Origin of the sequence: Alloalcanivorax venustensis ISO4, from assembly GCF_015356855.1 — a bacterium.
Taxonomy (GTDB): domain Bacteria; phylum Pseudomonadota; class Gammaproteobacteria; order Pseudomonadales; family Alcanivoracaceae; genus Alloalcanivorax; species Alloalcanivorax venustensis.
The window spans coordinates 158,297-178,393 of sequence record NZ_ARXR01000002.1; the positions used below are offsets into that span (position 1 = coordinate 158,297).

The window sequence follows — 20,097 nt, forward strand, 5'->3', positions numbered from 1 at the left end:
CCCCGCCACGGTCTTCACGTTCGGTTGGGTACATTCTATTGCTATAATCCCGGCCCTCGGCCCGGGGCGCAAGGAGAGCTGTTCTATGGCACGCGCGATCAAAATTTTCCTCATCGTCATCGCCGCTCTGGTGGTCCTGCTGGCGGCGACCGTGTTCGTGGTCACCCAGGTGATCGATCCGAACGATTTCAAGCCGCAGATTCGTGAACAGGCCATGACCCAGGCCAACCTGGATCTGGAGATCCCCGGCGACCTGGCCTGGCAGTTCTGGCCGTCACTGGGCGTCAGCCTGGGCCGCACCGAGGCGCGTATCGCCGGCGAGGAAGAGCTGTTCGCGGGCATTAACAGCGCCAGCGTCGGCGTGGCGGTGTGGCCGCTGCTGTTCGGCCAGGTGGAAATGGACGGCGTCACCCTGGACGGCCTGGAAGTGAACCTGGTGGAAACCGCCGACGGCGCCAACTGGGAGAAGATCGGCCCGCAGGACGGCGCCGAGGAGGAGACCGCCCCCGCCGAGGAAGAGCAGCCCGGCGAGAGCGGCGGCATGGACATCCCGCTGACCATTCCCAGCGTCGCCATCACCGACGGCAAAATCCGCTACCAGAACACTACCGACGGCACCGACATCCGCGTTGAGCACTTCAACTTCAACGCCCAGGACGTGAGCCTGGAAGAGCCGTTCCCGATGCAGATGTCGCTGCGCTACCAGGATCAGAGCGACATGCGCGTGGACCTGAACCTGGACACCACCCTGGCCGCCGATCTCGACAACAACCACTTCGTGCTCGACCCGATGACCCTGGACGCGGACATCGCCGGCATGACCACCAACCCGGTGAGCGTGCACCTGGAGCAGAAGCTGGACGTGAACCTGGATGAGGACCGCGCCCAGATCACCGACCTGCTGCTGGAAGCGGCCGGCACCCGCACCACCGGTAACGCCACCGTCACCGGCCTGACCGGCGAAATGAAAGTGGCCGGCCAGATCGACACCGAACCGTTCGACGCCAACGCGGCCCTGGAAGCGATCGGCGAGGAGCCCATCGCCACCAGCGACGACAGCGCCCTCAGCAAGGTGGCCCTGAGCGCCACCCTGGACGGCCCGGCCAACAGCGTCATGGTCAACCCGCTCAAGGTGACCCTGGACAGCAGCACCCTGAGCGGCAAGGCCGGCCTGGAAAACCTGGAGACCGGCAAGATCGTGTTCGATCTGAACCTGGACAAGATCACCCTGGACGGCTACCTGCCGCCACAAAGCGACGAGGAAGACAGTGCCGCGGCCAGCGGTGCCGGCGGCGGCACCGGCGGCAAGGAAGGCGGCACCACCCAGCTCTCCGAAGCGGAGCTGATCCCGGTGGAGAGCCTGCGCCCGCTGCTGCTCGACGGCAGCCTCAAGATCGGTGAGCTGAACTACGACACCCTCCAGGCCAGCAACATCGTCTTCAACGTCGATGCCAAGGACGGGGTGCTGCGCCTCACCAAGGCCTCCGGCGACACCCTGCAGGGGGGCTTCAACGCCAGCGGCCACCTGGACGTGTCCGGCAACACGCCGCGCATCAGCTTCAAGCAGAACGTGTCCAGCATGCAGCTGCAGCCGGTGGTCGCCATGGCCCTGGATAAGGACCTGGCCAAGGGCATCTTCTCCATGGACCTGGACTTCAGCGCCTCCGGCAACAGCGAAAAAGCGCTGGTCAATTCCGCCAAGGGCAACGCCAGCATGAATCTGGCCGACGGCACCGTGCGCGGCCTGAACCTTTACGGCACCCTGGTGGGCGGCGTCAACGACATGCTGGGCCGCTTCCAGGGCCTCAGCGCGCTGATCCCCAACCAGGAATCCGGCAAGCTGCCGGCGGCGCTGTCCGAGGACACCAAGATCATCGACCTGACCACCAAGGCCAGCCTCAACCAGCAGGTCGCCAACCTGGACAGCCTGGAAGCCAAGCTCGACAAGGGCACCCTCTCCGGTAACGGCTGGATGAACATGCTGACCCAGGAATTCGACCTGAAAATCGGCATGCAGTCGCCGGAACTGGGCGGCAGCAAATACCTGGAAGACGTCACCTGGCCGCTGCGCTGCCAGGGCAGCCTGGCCGGCAGTCCCGCCAAGTGGTGCGGCCCGGACCGCGAAGGCTTCGCCAAGATCGCCCAACAAGCCGCCACCAACGCGGCCAAGGGCAAGCTCAAGGAAAAACTGGGCATCGACGCGGAAGGCGACACCACCGAGGAAGTGCTGAAAAACGCCGCCAAGCAAAAAGCCGAAGAGAAAATCAAGGAAGAGATGGGCGACAAGCTCAAGGGGTTCTTCAACCGTTGAGCACCGCCCCGAACCGCACCACCTTCAGTGACGCCGTGCTGGCCTGGTACGACCAGCACGGCCGTCAGGACCTGCCCTGGCAGCATCCGCGCACGCCCTACCGGGTGTGGGTATCGGAAATCATGTTGCAGCAAACCCAGGTCAGCACCGTGATCGGCTACTTTCAGCGCTTCATGGACAGCTTCCCCGACGTGCGGGCCCTGGCCGACGCCGACGCGGACCAGGTGCTGCATCTGTGGACCGGGCTGGGCTACTACGCCCGCGCCCGCAACCTGCACAAGGCCGCCCGGCAACTGGTGGACGAATACGGCGGCGACTTCCCGGACACCGTGGAAGACGTCGCCACCCTGCCCGGTATCGGCCGCTCCACCGCCGGTGCCATCCTGGCGCAGAGCCGCGGCGTACGCGCGCCGATTCTCGACGGCAACGTCAAACGCCTGCTCAGCCGCCTGCACGCGGTGCCCGGCTGGCCCGGCAAAAAACCGGTGGAGAACCGGCTCTGGGAACTGGCCGAGCACTACACCCCGGACCGGCGGCTGGCGGACTACACCCAGGCGGTGATGGACCTGGGCGCCACCCTGTGCACCCGGCGACGACCGGACTGCCCCCGTTGCCCGGTGTCGGCCTGGTGCCAGGCGCGCGCCGACGGCAACCCGCAGGACTACCCGGGCCGCAAGCCGGCCAAGGAAAAGCCGGTGCGCCAGACCCGCATGCTGATTCTGCAACACCCGGACGGCCGCGTCTGGCTGGAGCCGCGCCCGCCCAGCGGCATCTGGGGCGGCCTGTGGTGCTTCCCGCAGCTCGATCCCGAAGACCGGCAAAGCAGCGCCCTCGCCGAGCGCGGCCTGGACGCCCACGACCAGGAAGCACTGACACCCTTCCGCCACACCTTCAGCCACTTCCATCTGGACATCGAGCCACTGCTGATCCGGGTGGACACCACCGGCGCCGGTGTGCAGGATGCCCAGGGCCGCTGGATCAGCCCCGCCGACCCCGGCGAGCTGGGCCTGGCGGCACCGGTCAAAAAGCTACTGGAGCAGTTGCACGGCCCGCGTCAGGCCGGCCTGCTCTAACCCGCATCGGAGGTGCACCGCCATGACCCACACCGTCTTCTGCCGCAAGTACCAGCAGGACCTGGAAGGCCTGGAAAAACCGCCCTTCCCCGGCCCCAAGGGCCAGGACATCTACGACAACGTGTCCCGGCAGGCCTGGCAGGAATGGCTGCAGCACCAGACCCTGCTGATCAACGAGAAGCACCTGAACGTGATGGACCCCAAGGCCAAGGCCTTTCTGGACGAGCAACGTGATCGCTTTTTGAACAACGAAAGCGTCGAAAAAGCAGAGGGTTACGTTCCTCCCACAAAAGACGCCAACCAATAGCCAAGCGCGCTTGACGGGGCCGGGTCGAGTCGGTTTAATACGCGCCCAACGCCCGGATAGCTCAGTCGGTAGAGCAGGGGATTGAAAATCCCCGTGTCGGCAGTTCGATTCTGTCTCCGGGCACCAGACTCAAGAAAGCCTCGCCTCCCGGCGGGGCTTTTTTATAAGACAAACTTTTTTTAGGGACAGACCTGCCGGCCCACGCAAGCCGGCGCCCGCCACTGTCACCGTCCGGTCACGGCGCTTGCCGTTTCAGTGTCCGCCATACCCTCGCAAAATCAGCGCCTTACCTTCGACTTCGTTCCAACCACTCACTCGTCTTGCCGATTCCGGCAAGTGCTGACAAATCAATGCCGCCAAACCGACCAGCAAATTTATTCGTATTGGAACCAAAACGAAATGCGCTCTCGATAGCGTGATTTGTGCGGCACCCGCTGCGGGGATTCATCACAAATCACACCCAACATCGAGGGATTGAACATGAACACCATCATCAAGAAGGCGGCCCTGGCCGCCGCCATCATCAGCGCACCGCTGGCCGCTTCCGCCGCCAATCTGGTAGGCGGCGGCGCCTCTCTGCCCGCTCTGGCTTACGTGGGCACCAACTTCACTGGCACCGACCCGCAATCTCGTCTGTCTACTACCTTCTCAGACACGCTCCTGACCGCAGGTGACGACAGCTTAGGCGATCCGTACAAGCAAGCGGAGCTCACCCAAGGCTCTATCTTCCAAGTGTTCCAAAGCAATAATTCCGGGGACAACGCCTCCTACTGCCAGACCGGCAGCGGCACCGGCAAGCGGGTTCTGGTAGGCGCCAACGCCCTGAACGCCGACGGCGACTGCCGCGACTACAGCGCCAGCCCGGTGGGCTTCAGCGCACCGGCCGGCCAGACCGATCCGGACTTCGTGGGCTCCGACGCCCCCCTGACCGCCGACGACGTGACCGCCTTCCTGAACGGCCCGCGCGCCAACCGCCAGGATTTGTTGCAGGTGCCGGCTCTGGGCGCGCTGATCGCGCTGCCGCTAAAGCTGGGCAACGACGTGTTCGGTAACCCGATCAGCCGCCCCAACCTGAGCAACGCCCAGGTGTGCGACATCTTCTCCGGCGACGCCACCAGCTGGGACCAGATCAACCCCACTTGGCCGAGCCAGCCGATTAACGTGGTCTACCGCTCCGACGGCAGCGGCACCACCTTCGCCTTCACCCAATACCTGGCCGCCAACTGCAACGGCTCCCAGGTCATCTTCAACACCGATGAAGACTTCGCCGCCGCCGCGCCGGTCGGCGACTACGCCGTCGGCACGCCGGCCAGCGGCAACGGTGGCATCATCACCGAAGTATCCAGCACCGACTGGTCCGTGGGCTTCGCCAACCTGGCCAACGTTCTGGCCGAGCAAGATCTGGACTACGCCGATGTGGAAGGCGAAAACCCGGCCAGCACCACGCAAATCGCCTACGACGGCAATGACCTGCTGACCGGCCAGGTACTGGGCGATGTCAACCCGTTCACCGGTCTGCCGCAGCCCGAGCCGGTATCCGGCATCGACAGCAACTGCGTCCTGGTGATTGACCCGGCCGCTCAGCTCACCGGCGCCTACCCGATCGCCGCCGTCACCAACCTGCTGACCTACACCGAAGGCCACACCGATCCCCAGGCGCTCAAAGACCTGGTGGACACCGTTGTCAACGGCAACAGCACCCTGCCCACCGGCTTTGCCCGCCTGGCCACTGGCGCCACGGCATCCAGTAAAGCAGACACCTGCATCAAAACTGATGCCTAACCACCGATTCGCTCGGTGAGGAGGGCGCCCCCTTGGGGCGCCCTTTTTATGTATAAAAAGGAGAAATAATCATGAAAACCATCATCAAGAAGGCAGCCCTGGCCGCCGCGATCATCAGCGCACCTCTGGCCGCTTCCGCGACCGACCTGGTAGGCGGCGGCGCCTCTCTGCCGGCCCTGGCTTACGTGGGCGATAACTTCACTGTCACCAACCCGCGGTCTCGCCTGTCCACCGATGCAGGCCTGTTCGCAGGTTTCGATAGCAGCTTTAACCCCTATCAACAAACCACTATCACTAGCGGTTCTATCTTTGACGCTTTCCAAATCATCAACCCCTCACACACCGCCTCTTACTGCCAGACCGGCAGCAGCACCGGCAAGCGGGTTCTGGTAGGCGCCAACGCCCTGAACGCCGACGGCGCCTGCCGTGACTACAGCGCCAGCCCGGTGGGCTTCAGCGCGCCGGCCGGCCAGACCGACCCGGATTTCGTCAGTTCAGGTGCTCCCTTGACCGCCAACGAAGTGACCGCCTTCCTGAACGGCCCGCGCGCCAACCGCCAGAATCTGGTGCAGGTCCCCGCCCTGAGCACTCTGATCGCACTGCCGCTGAATCTGGGCAACGATGTGTTCGGCAACCCGATCAGCCGTCCCAACCTGAGCAACGCCCAGGTGTGCGACATCTTCTCAGGCAGTGCCACCAGCTGGGATCAGATCAACCCCACCTGGCCCAGCCAACCGATCAATGTGGTCTACCGTTCCGACCGCAGCGGGGTCACCTTCGCCTTTACTCAGTATCTGGCTGCCGTCTGTAACGGCTCCCAGGTCATCTTCATTACCCATGAAGACTTCACCACCGCCGCACCAGTGGGTAACTACGCCATCGCCACGCCGAAATATGGAGAATTCAATATCACTGATCAACTGTCCACATCCAGTTGGTCCATCGGCTACGCTGGGATAGGCAGTGTGCTGGCCGAGCAAGGCCTGGACTACGCCGACGTGGAAGGCGAGGACCCGGCCAACACCACGCATATCGCCTACGACAGCAGTGACCTGCTGACCGGCCAGGTACTGGGCGACATCAACCCATTCACCGGCCTGCCGCAGCCCCAGCCGGTCTCCGGCATAGACAGCGACTGTATACTGATGATTGATCCATTCGCTCAGCTCACCGGCGCCTACCCAATTCACGCCGTAATCAATTTGTTGGTTTACACCGACGGCAACACCGATCCCCAGGCGCTGGAAGATCTGGTGGACACCGTGGTCAACGGCAGTAGCACCCTGCCCACCGGCTTTGCTCGCCTGGCCGTCGGCGCCACGGCATCCAGCACCGCCGCTTCCTGCATCAACTGATCGCAAGATCAACGCACGCCAGTGCGGAGGGCGCCCACCCGGCGCCCTTTTTTATTTTGTGCGGGTAAGGTTTAAGAAACCGGGCCCGCTTCGTTACCCAGCGGTAGTGTGCAAGCGTAAAGCTGGCGGGAAAGCAGCGCTTTGGTGATGGCGTGCTGGCGGTTGCGGGCGTGGAGTTTTTCGCAGGCGCGGTGGATATGGTTGGAGACGGTGCGTTCGCTGATGCCCAGCAGTGCCCCGATTTCGGCATTGCTAAGACCTTCGCTAGCGCCACGCAGGCAGGCCCGTTCCCGCTCATCAAGGGGCTCCGAGGAAACGTCATCCGCGGACAACGGCTTTTTGCCCAACCTCCGGGTCTTGTCCAGCACCACCCGCCCCAACAGGGTGGCGTAGGGCAGGTACTGACGAATGTGCGCCCAGGCGGACTCGTCATCGCGGTCCAACGCCAGATCCAGCCAGGCCAGGGCGCCGTAGCCTTGCAGTAACGGCACGGTACAGCCGCTGCGCATGCCGCGCCGGACCCGCCGGTTCATCGCTGCCCGGAAGATACGGCCCTGGTATTCAGGGCGGCTCATTAGCGAACGCCAGTCCATCGGCAGGGTTTCATTGATCGCGTATTGAGCGAGCGGGTCGTTGACGATCACGTTATCAACGGAAGCCGGTGCGGCCTGCTTGCGGGACGGCAGGTTGTGCAGCACCGCCGTGCAGGCGCCGTCGGACTCCACGGTGTGGCAGGTAAATACATAGTAGCGAAAGCCGTGGGCTTCCAGCAGATAGCTCAGCCCGGCCCGCAGCCGGCCCAGGGTGGTGACCCGCGCCAGGGAGAGAATCTGGTCGGTGGTATCGCGCTCGTAGAACATCCTTGTCGTTCCCTTTTTATTGGCCCGGTTCTTTTAATGAGTACCGGTCGCGCGTCTCCGCCGACGACGCTTGGGCCGTCGGCGGAAAGAACCGGTGTACCGGGCGGATGAATCAAAGCATGCTGCGGCGCTCCGCGTCGGTGAGGGCCGCGCCCTGCTCTTCGGACAATTCGCCGGCGCCGAGCACCCGCACCACGCCGTCAGGCCGGTAGTCGGGCGCGCCGGCGTTGCGATCCTGTTCCGGCACCAGCCGCTCCTGGCCGTAGCCGAGAATTTCGACCGTGATCACCGAGGGGCGATTACCCCGGTCGCCGCGGCTCACCTGCTCCGCCGCCTGCACCGCACTGTTGGCGGCGTTGGTGGCATTGGTGAGCGCGCCCACATTGACGCTGGCCACCGCCGGAAGGCCGGTGGATTCCCCCTGTACCTGGATGTTTTCCGCGTTGACCACCTGCAGGGCGGCGATGTTCACGTCACCGGAGACGCGAATACCCGCTTCGCCGGCGTCGATCACGCCCAGCGGCGCGATCAGGTCGATGTCGCCGGGCGGCACCTCGGGAATCGGCGCCAGGGTGGCGATGCCGGCGCCGGTGGTGGGCGCCACCGGCGACAGGCTCACATTGCCGATATCGTCATAGACGCGGCGCGGCGGCGTGTACACCAGGGTGGTCTTGGCGCCACGGCCGGCGTTGATATCGCCGGCGGCGGACCAGGCGAAGATGTCCCCACCATAGGTGGTGAAAATGCGCGACAGGCCCAGGGCGATGTCGCCCTGGCTGTACATCTGGATGTCGCCGCTGCCCTGGGTGAGCACGCCGTTGTCACCGCCCGCCGGGCGCACCCCTTCCACGCCCACGATCAGGTCGCCGCCGGGCACCAGCATCCGGATATCGCCGCCGCCCTCGGTGCGCACCAGACCGGAGTTCTGGCCGGTGGAGAACATGGTGTAATCACCTTCGTAGCCGGAGGTGCCCGCCTCGCTGTCCGCTCGGGGCAGGAAGGTGGCGATGGCCCGGCGGCCGCGCAGGTAGCTGCCGGTACGGTCGCCGTCCGGGTCGTTGTACTCCCGGCCGCCGGCGCGCAGTTCCGCGTAGTACAGCTCGCGCAGGAAGATGCGCTGCTGCTCCGGCGACAGCGCCTCGAAATAGGCCAGGGCGGTGGTGCCTTCCAGGGCCGTGTCGCCGTAGCGAGCCTCCAGCCAGTCGCGCAGCTCCTGGTCGTAGACCTTGACCACCTTGTCAGGCTGGTCCGCCAGGGGCCGGCCCGGATCGGCCAGATTAGCCGGGTTCAGGTAGGCGTCGATCAGGGACTGGTAGTCCGGGCCGTCCGCGCCCATACCCACATTGATGGCGATGTCCGCACCGCTGCCCACATTGTCGGACTGGCCGGCCATGCTGCGCACCCAGCCCCGGTCCGCCTGGTAGAAGTTGCGACCGGCGGTCACTTCCAGGGTGCCCGGGCCCACGGCCACGGCGTCGATAAAGATCAGGTCCCTGCCAGCTTCGATCAAAGATATGTCCGTGGCGGCATTGTGGCCGAGAACCGATGCCCTCTCATGCCCGATGGAGCCAGAGGTATTCTGACCGAAAGCCACGATGTCGCGACCGGCACGAACCCAGGCGGGACGCCCCAACAGCGACGGCAGGTTGTCATCGGGATTGCTGAGATAGCCGTACATCAGGTTATAGATGTCCCCCTCCACGGCGTAGAAACGGGCGGGCGCCAGCCCGGCCACGCCCCGGGCGTCCGGGTGAGCGTCGATGCCCAACCCCAGGTGGTAGATGGAATCCGCCGCCAGCAACTCCACGGCTCCCTCAAGGGAGGCGCGCACCACCGCATCCTGGGCCGTGGGACTACTACCGGCTCCATAAAGGGAACCTTCCCCGGCCACCAGACTCAGGGTGGAGGGCGCTTGACCTCCGGTCAGTGTCACGTCGCCGCCGGCGGAGAAGGCGGCGATCCCGCTCTGGTCCTGCCGGATGTCCACGCCCATGCTCGCCAGCGGATCGCGGGTGGAAAGCACCTGGTCCCCCACGCTGAGCAGCCGGGCCGAGGCGTCGCCAACAGCGACGTTAAGACGACCGTAGGGGTCTGTCGGAGCCCGGGCGATCAGATCGTCCGGCCTGGGGTCGACATTGTTTGACGACGGCGACTCAAAGGTCTGCCAGGTCTGCCCGATTCCCCCGGCCCGCACCTGAATATCGCCGCGAAGGTTATTCACGCTGCTGGCACCCGACGTTCCTCGCACCGGGTTGACGGAGCCGCCGGCGTCAATACGCAGCTCCCCGCCACCAAACTGGGTGATGCCGCCGTCCGCATCACGCCAACCACTGGCGCCCACCGCCACGTTCAGGCCACCGTTAATACTGGTCTGATCCCGGTTGGCGCCCAGATGGCGGCCGGCGGCCAGGGTCACATTGCCGCCGCCCAGGGCGCCAATGCCTTGGAAAACGGCCAGCACCGGCTGGGATCCGTTGAAGGAGAGATCGGAAGGCATATAGGTCCCGGAGTGCATCCACCAGGCGGCCTGCTCGCCGGAGGCGGGGGCGTCGTCCGCCCACAGCCAGCGGGACGCGGGCAGGTCACCACTGCTGTGCCCGATCAGATCGCGGCCGGCGCTGACCAGGACGTCACCGCCGCCGGTGAGGAAGCCCGCCTGTACCTCGGTGACCGCCGCGGAACTTTCGTAATTATCGTAGCCATTCCGCAGATCGCCACCATCCGGCCGACCGACCTGGGGCGTCTCATCAGTGGGCAAGGCGCCACCGGCAGTGTAGACCGCGAACGCGGAATCCTGGCGATAGTCCCGGGCGGCGATCAGCTCCAGGTCGCCGGAGCCGGTGCGGATCACGCTGACGGCCTCGGTCGCTTCGCTGGTGTTCCGCAACACTTCCGGCGACGCGGTGTTATCCAGTATCAGATCCCCGGCCACGGCGCCGGCCCGCACCGCCCGGCGGCTGGCGGAGGCCAGATCGGCGCCGCCCACCAGACGGATATCCCAGGATTCACGACCCCGTTCCAGCACCGGGGCCAACGCCGGAACATTCTGGGTCTCTTGCTCAGCGGTCTGGAGCCCCGTGAGATACGTGCCCTGAGGCAGAACCGTACCTGCGGGCAGTCGCTTGGCCACCCTGTCCTCATTGGCGATATTGACAGTGTAGATAGAAAGATCCGTTCCGGCGGGCATAGGCCGAGGTTCAATGCGAACCGCGCGGGGAAATACAAAACCAGGGGCAAACCGGGTCCCCGACGGAGCTGTAAAATTAGAAAGGGAAGTGCCCGCTGGCACGCGCCCCGGGCCATACACAATACCCGTTCGGGCATCCATGACCTCGTAAGGCAGGAACATATCAGCCGTTAGCGTATGATTAATCAAGCGGGGAGAGCTAAGCGATATGACCTCTTCACTGACGGATTGTCCGCTCTTGATGTATAACGTTGACGGGACCACATCAAAGGGCAGCACCCCTTCCACGTAGCGATCGAAGGTCCAACCGGCTTTCAATATTAGCTCTTCCGGCAACATAAATGAGCGTGCCAGCCTGCCGTCGCTGGTGACCAGTCCCGGCTCAAGCTCGTAGTCGAGATAATAGGCGGTATCCGGACTGCTCAACGGCACACCGAAGCCGTCGCTGATCGTGCCGTTCACGGTAAGGTCGCCGCCGGCCCGCAGAGTGAACACACCGGCGGTACCGGAACCTCTTACATTCGGGTCCACATCCGGTCCGTAGCGGTAGTTCGCCAGATCCAGGTCGCCGTCCAGGCGCAGGTTGCCGTGCTCCGTGGAGGAGACGATCTCCACGCCGGGCCGCAACTGGAAACCTTCGCCGGCGGCGTCGCGCAGGCCGGCCAGCCGCTCCATCAACTGGGCATTGGCAAGCGCGCCGTTGACGAAAGCGTTGCTGTCTCCATGGATGCCATCCATATAGGTCTCGTCGACCACCTGGGTGGTGTCGTCTTCCGGGTCCAGCGGCGCGTCGTCGTAGGTCCAGAAGCCGTTGACCGCCAACCGTTTGGCGCCGCGCACGGTGAGCGGACCGTCGGCGTCCACCGCCACGTCGTCGCCCTGCTTGCCGCCCAGGCGGGGGGCGTTGAGATTGATCACGCCGCGCGCCTCACCGCCGGCGCTCACATCCAGGGTGGCGCCGTCCGCCAGCACCAGGCGGCCGCCCCGGGTGGTCAGATCCAGGGTGGCCCGGTTGCTGCCTTCGATGGCGCCGCCGTGGCTGTCACGTTTGAGCGTGTCGCCGCTGGCGTCGAGCACCGCGTCGCTCTCGATGGTGAGGTCGTCGCGGGCGGCCAGCCGCAGACTGCCGGCGTACTCGCCGCCGGCGCGCACCGTGCCGGCCACGGTGAGGCTGCCGCCGTCGGCGGTCACCGACAGATGGCGCGCCTGCAGTTCGTCGCCGATGACCAGATCGCCGCTGCCCAGGGTAAAGTCCCGGCGGTAGTCGAAGCCGCCGTCGCCGAGCCGCTGGTTGAGGCCGACGAAGTCGAGGATGGTCAGGCCTTCAACCTGAATCGAGCCGCCCTCGAAGCCGTTGTCCGACTGATCCCCGGCGCGGGCGATCAGGTCACCTTCGAGCGCCACCTGGCCGTTGGCGGCGGTGGCCTTGACGGTGCCGGCGTCACTGCCCCGGGCGGATACGTCCAGGGTGGCGCCGGCAGCCTGGCGCACATCGCCCTGACGGCTTTCCAGCACGACATCGCCGCCGAAGCTGTGGCGGGTCACATCGAAGAAGGTCACTTCCCGGCCGGCGACATCGAGCACGCTGCCTTCGGTGAGTTCCACGTCTTCGTCGGCGTGGATTTCGATGCGGCCGCTGGGGGCGGCCACGGTGCCGTCGATGCGCACCCGGTTGCCGTCCAGGGTCAGGCGACCGCCCAGATCCAGGCTGCTCCGGTCCACCGGTTCGGCGCCCTCCGGCCGTGCCACGGTCAAATCACCGCCGCTGCGGAAGGTCATGTCGGAACGGGCCTGGCCGGTGAGCACCGGCGCGTTCAGGGTCAGGTTGCCACCCTGGTACTGCCCGTCCCCCAGGTCGCGCTGATACACGGAGACCGCGCCTTCCCGTTCGCTGGTGATCCGTTGCGTCGCGTTGAACTCGACGTCCTGGAAACCGAGCATCAGCCGGTCCAGGCTCAGGTTGGCGGTCTCGTCGACCACCGGGCCGTTGAAGCCGAACACCACTTCATTGGCGTCCACCCGGAAGCCGCCGGTGCCGGTACCGGCGCCACCCTCGATCACCGGGCCCGGCTCCGCCGCCACCGGTTTCGGGTTCCCCCGTTGACCTTCCATGAACCCCAAGCCACTCCAGGTGAACCGATCAGTGCGCAGGGTGGCGGTATCGCCCTCGCCGCCCAGGCCATAGATCGCCGGGGTAATAAACCGCAGATCGGCGCTGGACTCACCGGTGGCGGGATCGAAGGTATTCAGGCTCACCGGGCCGAAGAAATTAATGGAATTGGAGGCCTGGAAGCTCAGACTCTCGATGCCGGGGCCCTCGGCGGGGCGCAGCAGGCCATCCAGAATCGCCTGGGTCAGGCGCCAGCCACTGGACAGCACGCCGTCGGTGGCGGCCTGATCCAGGGCGCCATCCGTACCCACGTTGACGCTCTCCACGCCCAGCAGCAGGTCGCGGGCGCCCACGGCGATCTCACCGATTTCGGCACCGCCGGGGGCCAGCAGCGCCACCGAGCCCTCGCCGAACAGGCCGGCGCCGTCCTCCACGCGCAGGCCGCCCTCGCCCTGGACACCGCTGAACGTCATCAGGTCGTTGCCCACCGCCAACAGGGACTGGTCCTCGTTGGGGTTCAGAACCATACCGTTATCGGCGGTCCATCCCGCCGAGCCGCGCCCCCGGGTATCAATGGTGGCGCCGGATTCGACCACCACCGAAGTCTCTTCACCGTTGCCGGCCAGCAGCACCGCCGCCGCGTTCAGTGACGAGCCGGAACGCACGATTACCGAGTTGCCCGGCTCCGTATAACCATCGGTGTCGCTGGTACCCAGGCCCAGCACCGTGGCGCCCAGGCTGTTCAGGTCGTCGTCCCGCAGGCTGATGCGGCCGGCGTCCGCCTGACCCGGCTCGCTGATTACTTCCAGGGCGCCGCCGTGGAACCCCACCAGGCCGCCGGTGCCGCCTTCGGCACGCTCGTTGCGCAACTCACCATTGAAGCGGAACGCCTCCGGATTGGCCGGGTCCGAGTAGCCAAAGTCGAACAGCAGCGGCCGCATGTCCTCGGGAATCAGGTTACTAAGCCGGGCGACTCCGAATTCCGCTGATTGCTCCGCCACCCACCGGGTCAGGGAGGTCTCGTTGTACTCCCCGTAACGGCGCACCTCGGTGCCGGCCATGATGGTGGCCCGACGCGGCTGTCGCGCGATCGCCCCCGTATTGGCCAGGCCGGTGTAAACGTCCGCGTTGTACAGCCCCGGGGCGGCGCCGGCGGTAACGCCGAGCCGCTGTGTCGCCGCCCCGCCCAGCTCCACCCGGTAGCCGCCGGGCATCATGGCGTACTCGGCGGGCAGCAGGGTGTAGGTGCCCGCCGGCAGCCCGGGCACGCCGGCGTCAATGGTGATCTGTCGGCCCACCTGGCCGGTGGCGGGCAGCCCCGGGTCCAACGGTGCCGCCGCTCCGTTCATCGAGGGCAGGATGGCATAGACTTCCCGATCGGAGCCGCCGGAATGCCAAGGGGCGGCGTTGGCCAGGGCCGTATCGAGGATGTCCACGGAGCCGCTGGCCCCGTTGCTGAACCCCAGCCGCCAAAGAGTGCCGCCGGCGGAGGTGTCGACCACGGCGCCCTCTTCCGCCATGAAGGTGGCGGTGCCGAAGCGGATGCCACCGCCAGTGCGTTGAGCCTGTTGACTGCCGGTCAACCCGGGCACATCGAAATCGATTTCCTCACCGTTGTAGAAATAGTTGATGCCGTCCGTGGTGTAGCCGTACGGCAGGGTCAGGCCCGCCGCGCTGATTGAGGTCACGCTGCCTTCTTGCAACACAGCGTCGGATGCGACATCCCCCAACGTGGAGTTAATGGCGATTTCCGACAGGAAGCTGCCGCCCAGCGAGGGCCGGTCTCCGCCGATGTAGATTGATCCCAAAGGAGCCAGTAAAGCGCCGCCCTGCTCGATCCGTGGCGCACGAAGGGCGACGGCCCCGAATACCGAAGGCGGCGGAGACGGGTCCCCCGTCCCCCGGCGTTGAATGCGCAGCAGCGCCCCCTCCAACGGATCGCCGGAGAGATCCCCCGCCACCGCCACGCCTACTTGAATCGCATTCTGGCTATGGGTCACCGGGTACAATCGTTCAGCGATCAAGGTCAGTTCCCGGTCCGCAACCATGGACACGTTATCCAGCCGCATATCTCCCCGGCTATCCAGCCGGATGTCGGCAAAACCGGGGAGATCCACCGTTTCGGTACCGCTCAGAAGGTCCCGGCTGCCGCGACCGCCGAACGTCAAGAGCCCTCTCCCCAGATCAATCAGGTCCGCCCGCACCGAAAGCCGGCTGTTCTCACCGGTTAAACGAGAGAGAGCGTCCACATTACCGTGGTTAAAAGCGAAAACCGGCCCCGGATTGTTGCCTGATCCCAGCCCTTCGGGTGTGGCGGTGCGCCCGGACAAATTAACGTAGGGTGCCGACAGTTCCACATTGATATCAGGGTTTTCCGGCGCGGCGCCGATAACGGTGGCGCCCAGGGCGATTTTCCGGTCCAGCGAGAGGCTGGTGTCGCCTTCGAACAGGATGGCATCACGGGCCCAAACGGAAAGACCGTCCACGCCCCAGTCCGCCAGGTCGTCGGTGGCCAGCCGGGCCTCGCCGTAGCGCAGGCCGGCATTGCCGGGGCCCGGCTCGATGTCCTCCGGCATGCCGGAACTCAGTTGCTCGCCCAGAACGATGTTGCGCAGCCCGGCTTGGCGCTCGTCACCGCTGTTCGATGGCAACAGCACGGTTTCCAGCATCAGCTCCAGGTCGCCCCCGGCGGCGCCCTCACCGCCGGCCTGGCCGCGCAGCTCGCCATCGAAGTAGATGCCGGCGTTGGAGCGCATCGCCAGCCCACCGGCGTTGCTCGCCACCGTGGTGGGCCGGTCGCCGCCCAAGTCCAGATCGGCCCGGGTGCCGGACACATCGATCACGGCGCCGTCGCGGACAACAATGAAACGATTGTTGATCTCATAGATGCCGTTATCGTTGAGTTCGTCCGGCGCCAGGCTGCCCAGGGTCACACGACCGCCGTCCAACACCTCGCCGTAGCGCCGGCCTCGGCCGTCGGTGGCCGCGTAGGCGAAGCCGGAGGCGTCCAGCAGCGCCTGCTCACCGATCCAGATGGACTCCCCCAGGGACTGGCTTTGCGTGACGCCGTCGGTCTCCGGGTTGAGGATGTCAATGCGGCCGCCGCGGGCCCGCAGGGTGCCTTCCACGGTGGTCTGGCCACCACTGAGCGTGATCGACTGGCCCGGGTCGACCTGGACCGTCGCCCCTTCGCTGATCGCGATGGCGCTGGGCCGGCGCTGGCTCTCGGACTTCAGGGTCAGGCTGGCGCCGTCCCGACGCACCACCCGTCTCTCCTCCGGGAGCGCCTGATACAGCGGTGGTGTCCAGACTTCCAGCGCCGCATCGCGATCCACCGCATTAATGATCCCGGGCCGGTAACGGTACACCGGCATGGCCACGTCGATGCTGGCGCCCTCGGTGACATGCACACCGCGATGACCGTTGACCTCATAGTTCGAAAAGCCGTTTTGGAAGTATTCCGGAGCCAGGGTGGAAACCGCTTCCACCCTCACGTCTCTATCCAGAACGATGCCGGCACCCAGGGTCTGACCCGGCGAGAAGACCGCGTCCACCGGCAGGGGCGTGCCGGCTTGCGCCACGGCCATGCTTTCCGCGACGGGCAGCCCCTGCGGGAACACATCGGCGGGCACCACATAATCCGGCGCCGGCGACCCCTGGGTGACGGTAATGGTGGCGCCGGCGGGGACCGTCGCCCCGCCCTGGTACACCGAGCCGCCGGCCAGAAGCATCACCCCGTCCGGCACCACCCAATCCGCCGCCAAGGTCACACCCGGACCACCATTGATGGCCAGGGGGCTGTCGCCGAAAGGCTGGCCCGGCAGGGCCTGGGTGCGGCGATACTCATAGTTGAACGGCAAGGTGCCGCCGGCTTCAATCACCACTTCTTCCAGCAAGGTGAGATCCACCGGTACTTCCTGACCGGCGGCGAGCAGCCCTTCGGTCTCAAACAACTCGTCGCCCACGACGATGGCCTGGCCGGATTCGATCGACAGGGTGCCACCGCCATCGACACCATAACCGCGCAGATCGCCATCCAAGGTGAGAACCCCGTTCTCCGACGTGCCGCTGTTGTCATTGACCGTGGTCGCGGCGCTCAGGGTGATGTCGCCGCCACGGCCGCCGAGCAACTGGCCGTCGGCGGTGACCGCGCCGCCGGAGGAGACATCGATCAGGCTACCGGCTTCCAGGGCGACGTCGCGGCTGGAGGCCAGCGTCACGCTGCCGCCGTCGCGGTGCGCCAACGCGGCGGTGTCCGGTGTTCGTATTTGGTTGCTCCAAAGACCACGGGCGTCCAATACCCCCTCGGCGCCGAGCCGCACATAGGTATCGCCGTCGGCGCCGGTCAGTGCGGTTCGTGCCGCACCGCCATTGCTGTTTACCACGTCGATGATATTGGTCAGGGTAATGTCGCCGCTGCGCGCGGTGACGGTGGCGTCCACGTCGACCTGGCCGGAGGCCAGGCGCACGTAGCCGCCGGGGGTGACGTCCAGGTCCTGCTCCACGGCGATGCCGCTGGCGCTGACCAGATCGAGACCGCCGAGGCCCTGCTCGCTGAGGCGGGCGGCGTCCAGCCAAACGGTGCCGAGCCGCTCGCCGAGTTCCGCGTCCCGTTCCAGTTCGCCGGCGACATCCTCGATGTCACCGACGCGCACGTCGCTGTCGAAGCCGCCGCTCAGGCCGAGCAGGCCGTACTTGCCGAGCAGCAGTTGGCCGGCGCGGGCGACGCTGTTCTGTGCCTGGCTGTAGCCGTCCAGGCCCTGGGCGCGGGCGCGGTTCTGACGTTCGCCGTTGTAGACTTCGGCGACGATGTCGCCCTCCAGGATGGCGGTGGGCGCGCTGACGATCAGCCGCCCGGCGTCACGACCGGTGACGTAGCCGTTTTCCAGGCGCTTTTCGGGGTTGATCAGCGGGTTGCGCCAGGCGTCGGTCTGGCCCCAGCGTTCGCTGGTTCGTTCGTAGCCCCGATAAAGCCCGGTATAGCGCAGGTAGCCCGGCGCGGTAGCGGCGTCGTAGAGGTTACCGTCGGCGCCTTTCAGCCAGGTCTGGCGAATATAGCCGGTCTGCACGTTAAGGGTGCCGCCGGACAGGTTGACGGCGGAGCCGCCCTGGGCAATCACCGCGTCGCCGTGCAGCCGCACGGTGCCGCCGGCGGCGGCCCACTCGCCAGCGGAGTGCGCCACGGTGTCGAGATAGCCGCCCACTTCCAACAGGCCGCCGGCGGTGTACCAGCGGTCGGTTTCATAGCCGCCGGTGCCGGCGGGCACGTGGATCAGTTCACGGCGGTCGATCCAGACGTCGCCGTTGCGCAGCGCGCCGCTGTCGCGGTTGACCGGCGAATCGCGCTGTTCGTTGCTTTGTACATTGATCAGGACGTTGTTGGATTCCATCGCCACGCGCACGCCGACGGCGCCGGACACATCCAGCTCGGCGCCGCTTTCCACGCGCACGCGGTCGCTGGCGGCAACGGCGATCTGGCCGCCGGTGGCCTGGGTGAGCGAGTCGTCCTCGAAGATCACGTCGCCGCCGGAGACGATCTCCACGCGGGACTGGTCGCGGCGGTCGGGCAGCTCGGCCAGGTTATCGAAGACGCCGTCGTTGAGACCCTCGCGCTCGAGATCGTACTCCGCTGATTCGTCGATCAATGTCTGGCGACGGCTATCCAGCGCGGTGCCGCCGTCCTCATCGATCACCACGGCGGTGACACTGCCCTCGCCCAGCGTCACCTTGCCGGACGCGTCGCTGGCGGAATTCAGCAGGTGGACGGTGCCGCGCTTATCAACGCTGGTGGTGGCCACGGCCACGCCCTGCTGGCGTACGTCGTGCCCGGTCAGCGTAATGTCGCCTTCGGACGAGAGAATCAGACCGCTGTTGGTGACCGTGCCGGCGCTACCGTCGAGGGCGCTGGCGGCGGACTGACGGCTCGCCACTTCGTTGCCGTCGGTGGTGGAGGCCAGGTTCTCCTCGGTGCCACGGCCTTTACGAATATAAAAATCCTCACCGGCGGCCAGCGTGGTCTGGCCTTGCTCGGTCACGATCTCGCCCTGGTTGTGCACGTTCCGGCCGGCGAGCAGCGTGTAGCCGCCGCTCTGGGTGGCGGACCCGGGCGCGGCGGTGGTCAGCCGGGCGCCGGCCTGCACGTCGATGTCGCCCTGGGCGTTGGTGAACACCGCCTGGCTGCCTTCGTTGTCACCGTACAAGCCGCGCTCGCGGAACTGTTCGTCGCTGATGTCCGCCGCCGCCGCCACCAGATTGCGCACGTTGACCTGGCTGGAGCCGCTGAACACCACCCCGTTGCGGTTCACCAGCATCACCGTGCCGTCGCCTTTGATCTGGCCCTGGATCTGGCTGGGCCGGGCGTTGGGATCGTTGACCCGGTTCAACACCGCCCAGTTGGCCTGCTGGTCAAAATCCACGGTGGTGTCACGGCTAACGTTAAAGGTCTCCCAGTTAAGGATCGCTTTGTTGCCGGTCTGCTTGATATTAACCGTGGTGTGGCCGTCGCGGACCGACTGGGTCGGGTCTTCGGCATTGAACCAGCCGGCGGTGTCCGGGTTCGCGTCTACCTTCAGGCCGCCTTCCGCGAGACCGTCGGGAATATTCGAGGCCGCCTGTCGGGCCGCCTGCCGGGCGGCTTCCTGGGCCGCCCGCTGGGCGGCGACGGCGCCGGCGGTGCGGGTCAGATTATCGATCGAGCGCCGCAGTTTCTGGTTGGCCTGGCGCTGCGCCTGCATCCGGGCGTCCGCGGCGGCGCCGGGACGGGGCGCCGGCGCGCTGGCGCGGGCCGCCGCCTTGGCCGCCAGCCACTCGGAACTGAGCGGCCGGGGCGCGGCTTCCGCCAGCCCGGCCGTTCCCACCGCCAGAACTAACGCGACAGCCCGTGCCAGCGGCTTTACCGCGAAGGGCTGATCCACGGCGGTGCGATTCATTGACGCATTGGACGGAACGGCTTTTCTCATTTTCATCGGGAACTCTCTCAAGGCGAACACGGGTGCGGCCCGGTACACCACGACCAAGGGTGGCTGGACTCTTTGAACTAGATGGTTAATACGCCGCCCGACCGCAGTTATTTCATGGAAAATTCATAAATCCGTGCCGAAAAATATTTGTGA

At 66.1% G+C, this 20,097-nt stretch carries 7 protein-coding genes and 1 tRNA gene; 6 read left to right on the plus strand and 2 right to left on the minus strand.

All coding sequences use genetic code 11. The features are described 5' to 3' along the window. Positions 1-85 precede the first annotated feature (85 nt). The 6 genes from ISO4_RS01995 to ISO4_RS02020 all read left to right on the plus strand — a co-directional run bounded on the left by ISO4_RS01995 (position 86) and on the right by ISO4_RS02020 (position 6,828). Positions 86-2,311: an AsmA family protein gene (locus ISO4_RS01995; RefSeq protein WP_194854970.1), complete on the plus strand. Its 2,226-nt coding sequence runs from the start codon at positions 86-88 to the stop codon at positions 2,309-2,311. Continuing rightward, the gene (mutY, locus tag ISO4_RS02000) at positions 2,308-3,384 is read left to right on the plus strand and encodes an A/G-specific adenine glycosylase (protein ID WP_194854971.1); all 1,077 of its coding nucleotides are present in this window, start codon (positions 2,308-2,310) and stop codon (positions 3,382-3,384) included. Before ISO4_RS01995 ends, mutY begins: the two co-directional genes overlap by 4 nt. A 22-nt stretch (positions 3,385-3,406) precedes the next feature. After that, positions 3,407-3,691 carry an oxidative damage protection protein gene (locus tag ISO4_RS02005; RefSeq protein WP_067612674.1) on the plus strand — a complete coding sequence of 95 codons (285 nt, stop codon included), beginning with the start codon at positions 3,407-3,409 and terminating at the stop codon, positions 3,689-3,691. Between the two features lie 50 nt (positions 3,692-3,741). After that, a tRNA-Phe gene (locus tag ISO4_RS02010) sits at positions 3,742-3,817 on the plus strand. Positions 3,818-4,171: 354 nt separating this feature from the next. Continuing rightward, on the plus strand, positions 4,172-5,473 hold the full coding sequence (locus ISO4_RS02015) for a PstS family phosphate ABC transporter substrate-binding protein (RefSeq protein ID WP_194854972.1): 1,302 nt from the start codon (positions 4,172-4,174) through the stop codon (positions 5,471-5,473). Positions 5,474-5,544: 71 nt separating this feature from the next. Then, positions 5,545-6,828 (plus strand): PstS family phosphate ABC transporter substrate-binding protein, encoded by a 1,284-nt coding sequence (locus tag ISO4_RS02020; RefSeq protein ID WP_194854973.1) that lies wholly within the window; start codon positions 5,545-5,547, stop codon positions 6,826-6,828. A gap of 71 nt (positions 6,829-6,899) precedes the next feature. Here the strand turns inward: ISO4_RS02020 and ISO4_RS02025 are convergent, their stop codons facing one another. Next, a complete protein-coding gene (locus ISO4_RS02025; RefSeq protein WP_194854974.1) occupies positions 6,900-7,688 on the minus strand; it encodes a helix-turn-helix transcriptional regulator in 789 nt (262 codons plus the stop codon). A gap of 112 nt (positions 7,689-7,800) precedes the next feature. Then, positions 7,801-19,914, minus strand: a complete 12,114-nt coding sequence (locus ISO4_RS02030; protein ID WP_194854975.1) for a filamentous haemagglutinin family protein — start codon at positions 19,912-19,914, stop codon at positions 7,801-7,803. Between the last annotated feature and the right edge of the window lie 183 nt (positions 19,915-20,097).

What these genes read in the sequence shown, in the direction of transcription:
- ISO4_RS01995 (WP_194854970.1), top strand. Translation starts at nt 86, where the DNA reads ATGGCACGCGCGATCAAAATTTTCCTCATCGTCATCGCCGCTCTGGTG.
- ISO4_RS02005 (WP_067612674.1), top strand. Translation starts at nt 3,407, where the DNA reads ATGACCCACACCGTCTTCTGCCGCAAGTACCAGCAGGACCTGGAAGGC.
- ISO4_RS02015 (WP_194854972.1), top strand. Translation starts at nt 4,172, where the DNA reads ATGAACACCATCATCAAGAAGGCGGCCCTGGCCGCCGCCATCATCAGC.
- ISO4_RS02020 (WP_194854973.1), top strand. Translation starts at nt 5,545, where the DNA reads ATGAAAACCATCATCAAGAAGGCAGCCCTGGCCGCCGCGATCATCAGC.
- ISO4_RS02025 (WP_194854974.1), bottom strand. Translation starts at nt 7,688, where the DNA reads ATGTTCTACGAGCGCGATACCACCGACCAGATTCTCTCCCTGGCGCGG.
- ISO4_RS02030 (WP_194854975.1), bottom strand. Translation starts at nt 19,914, where the DNA reads ATGAATCGCACCGCCGTGGATCAGCCCTTCGCGGTAAAGCCGCTGGCA.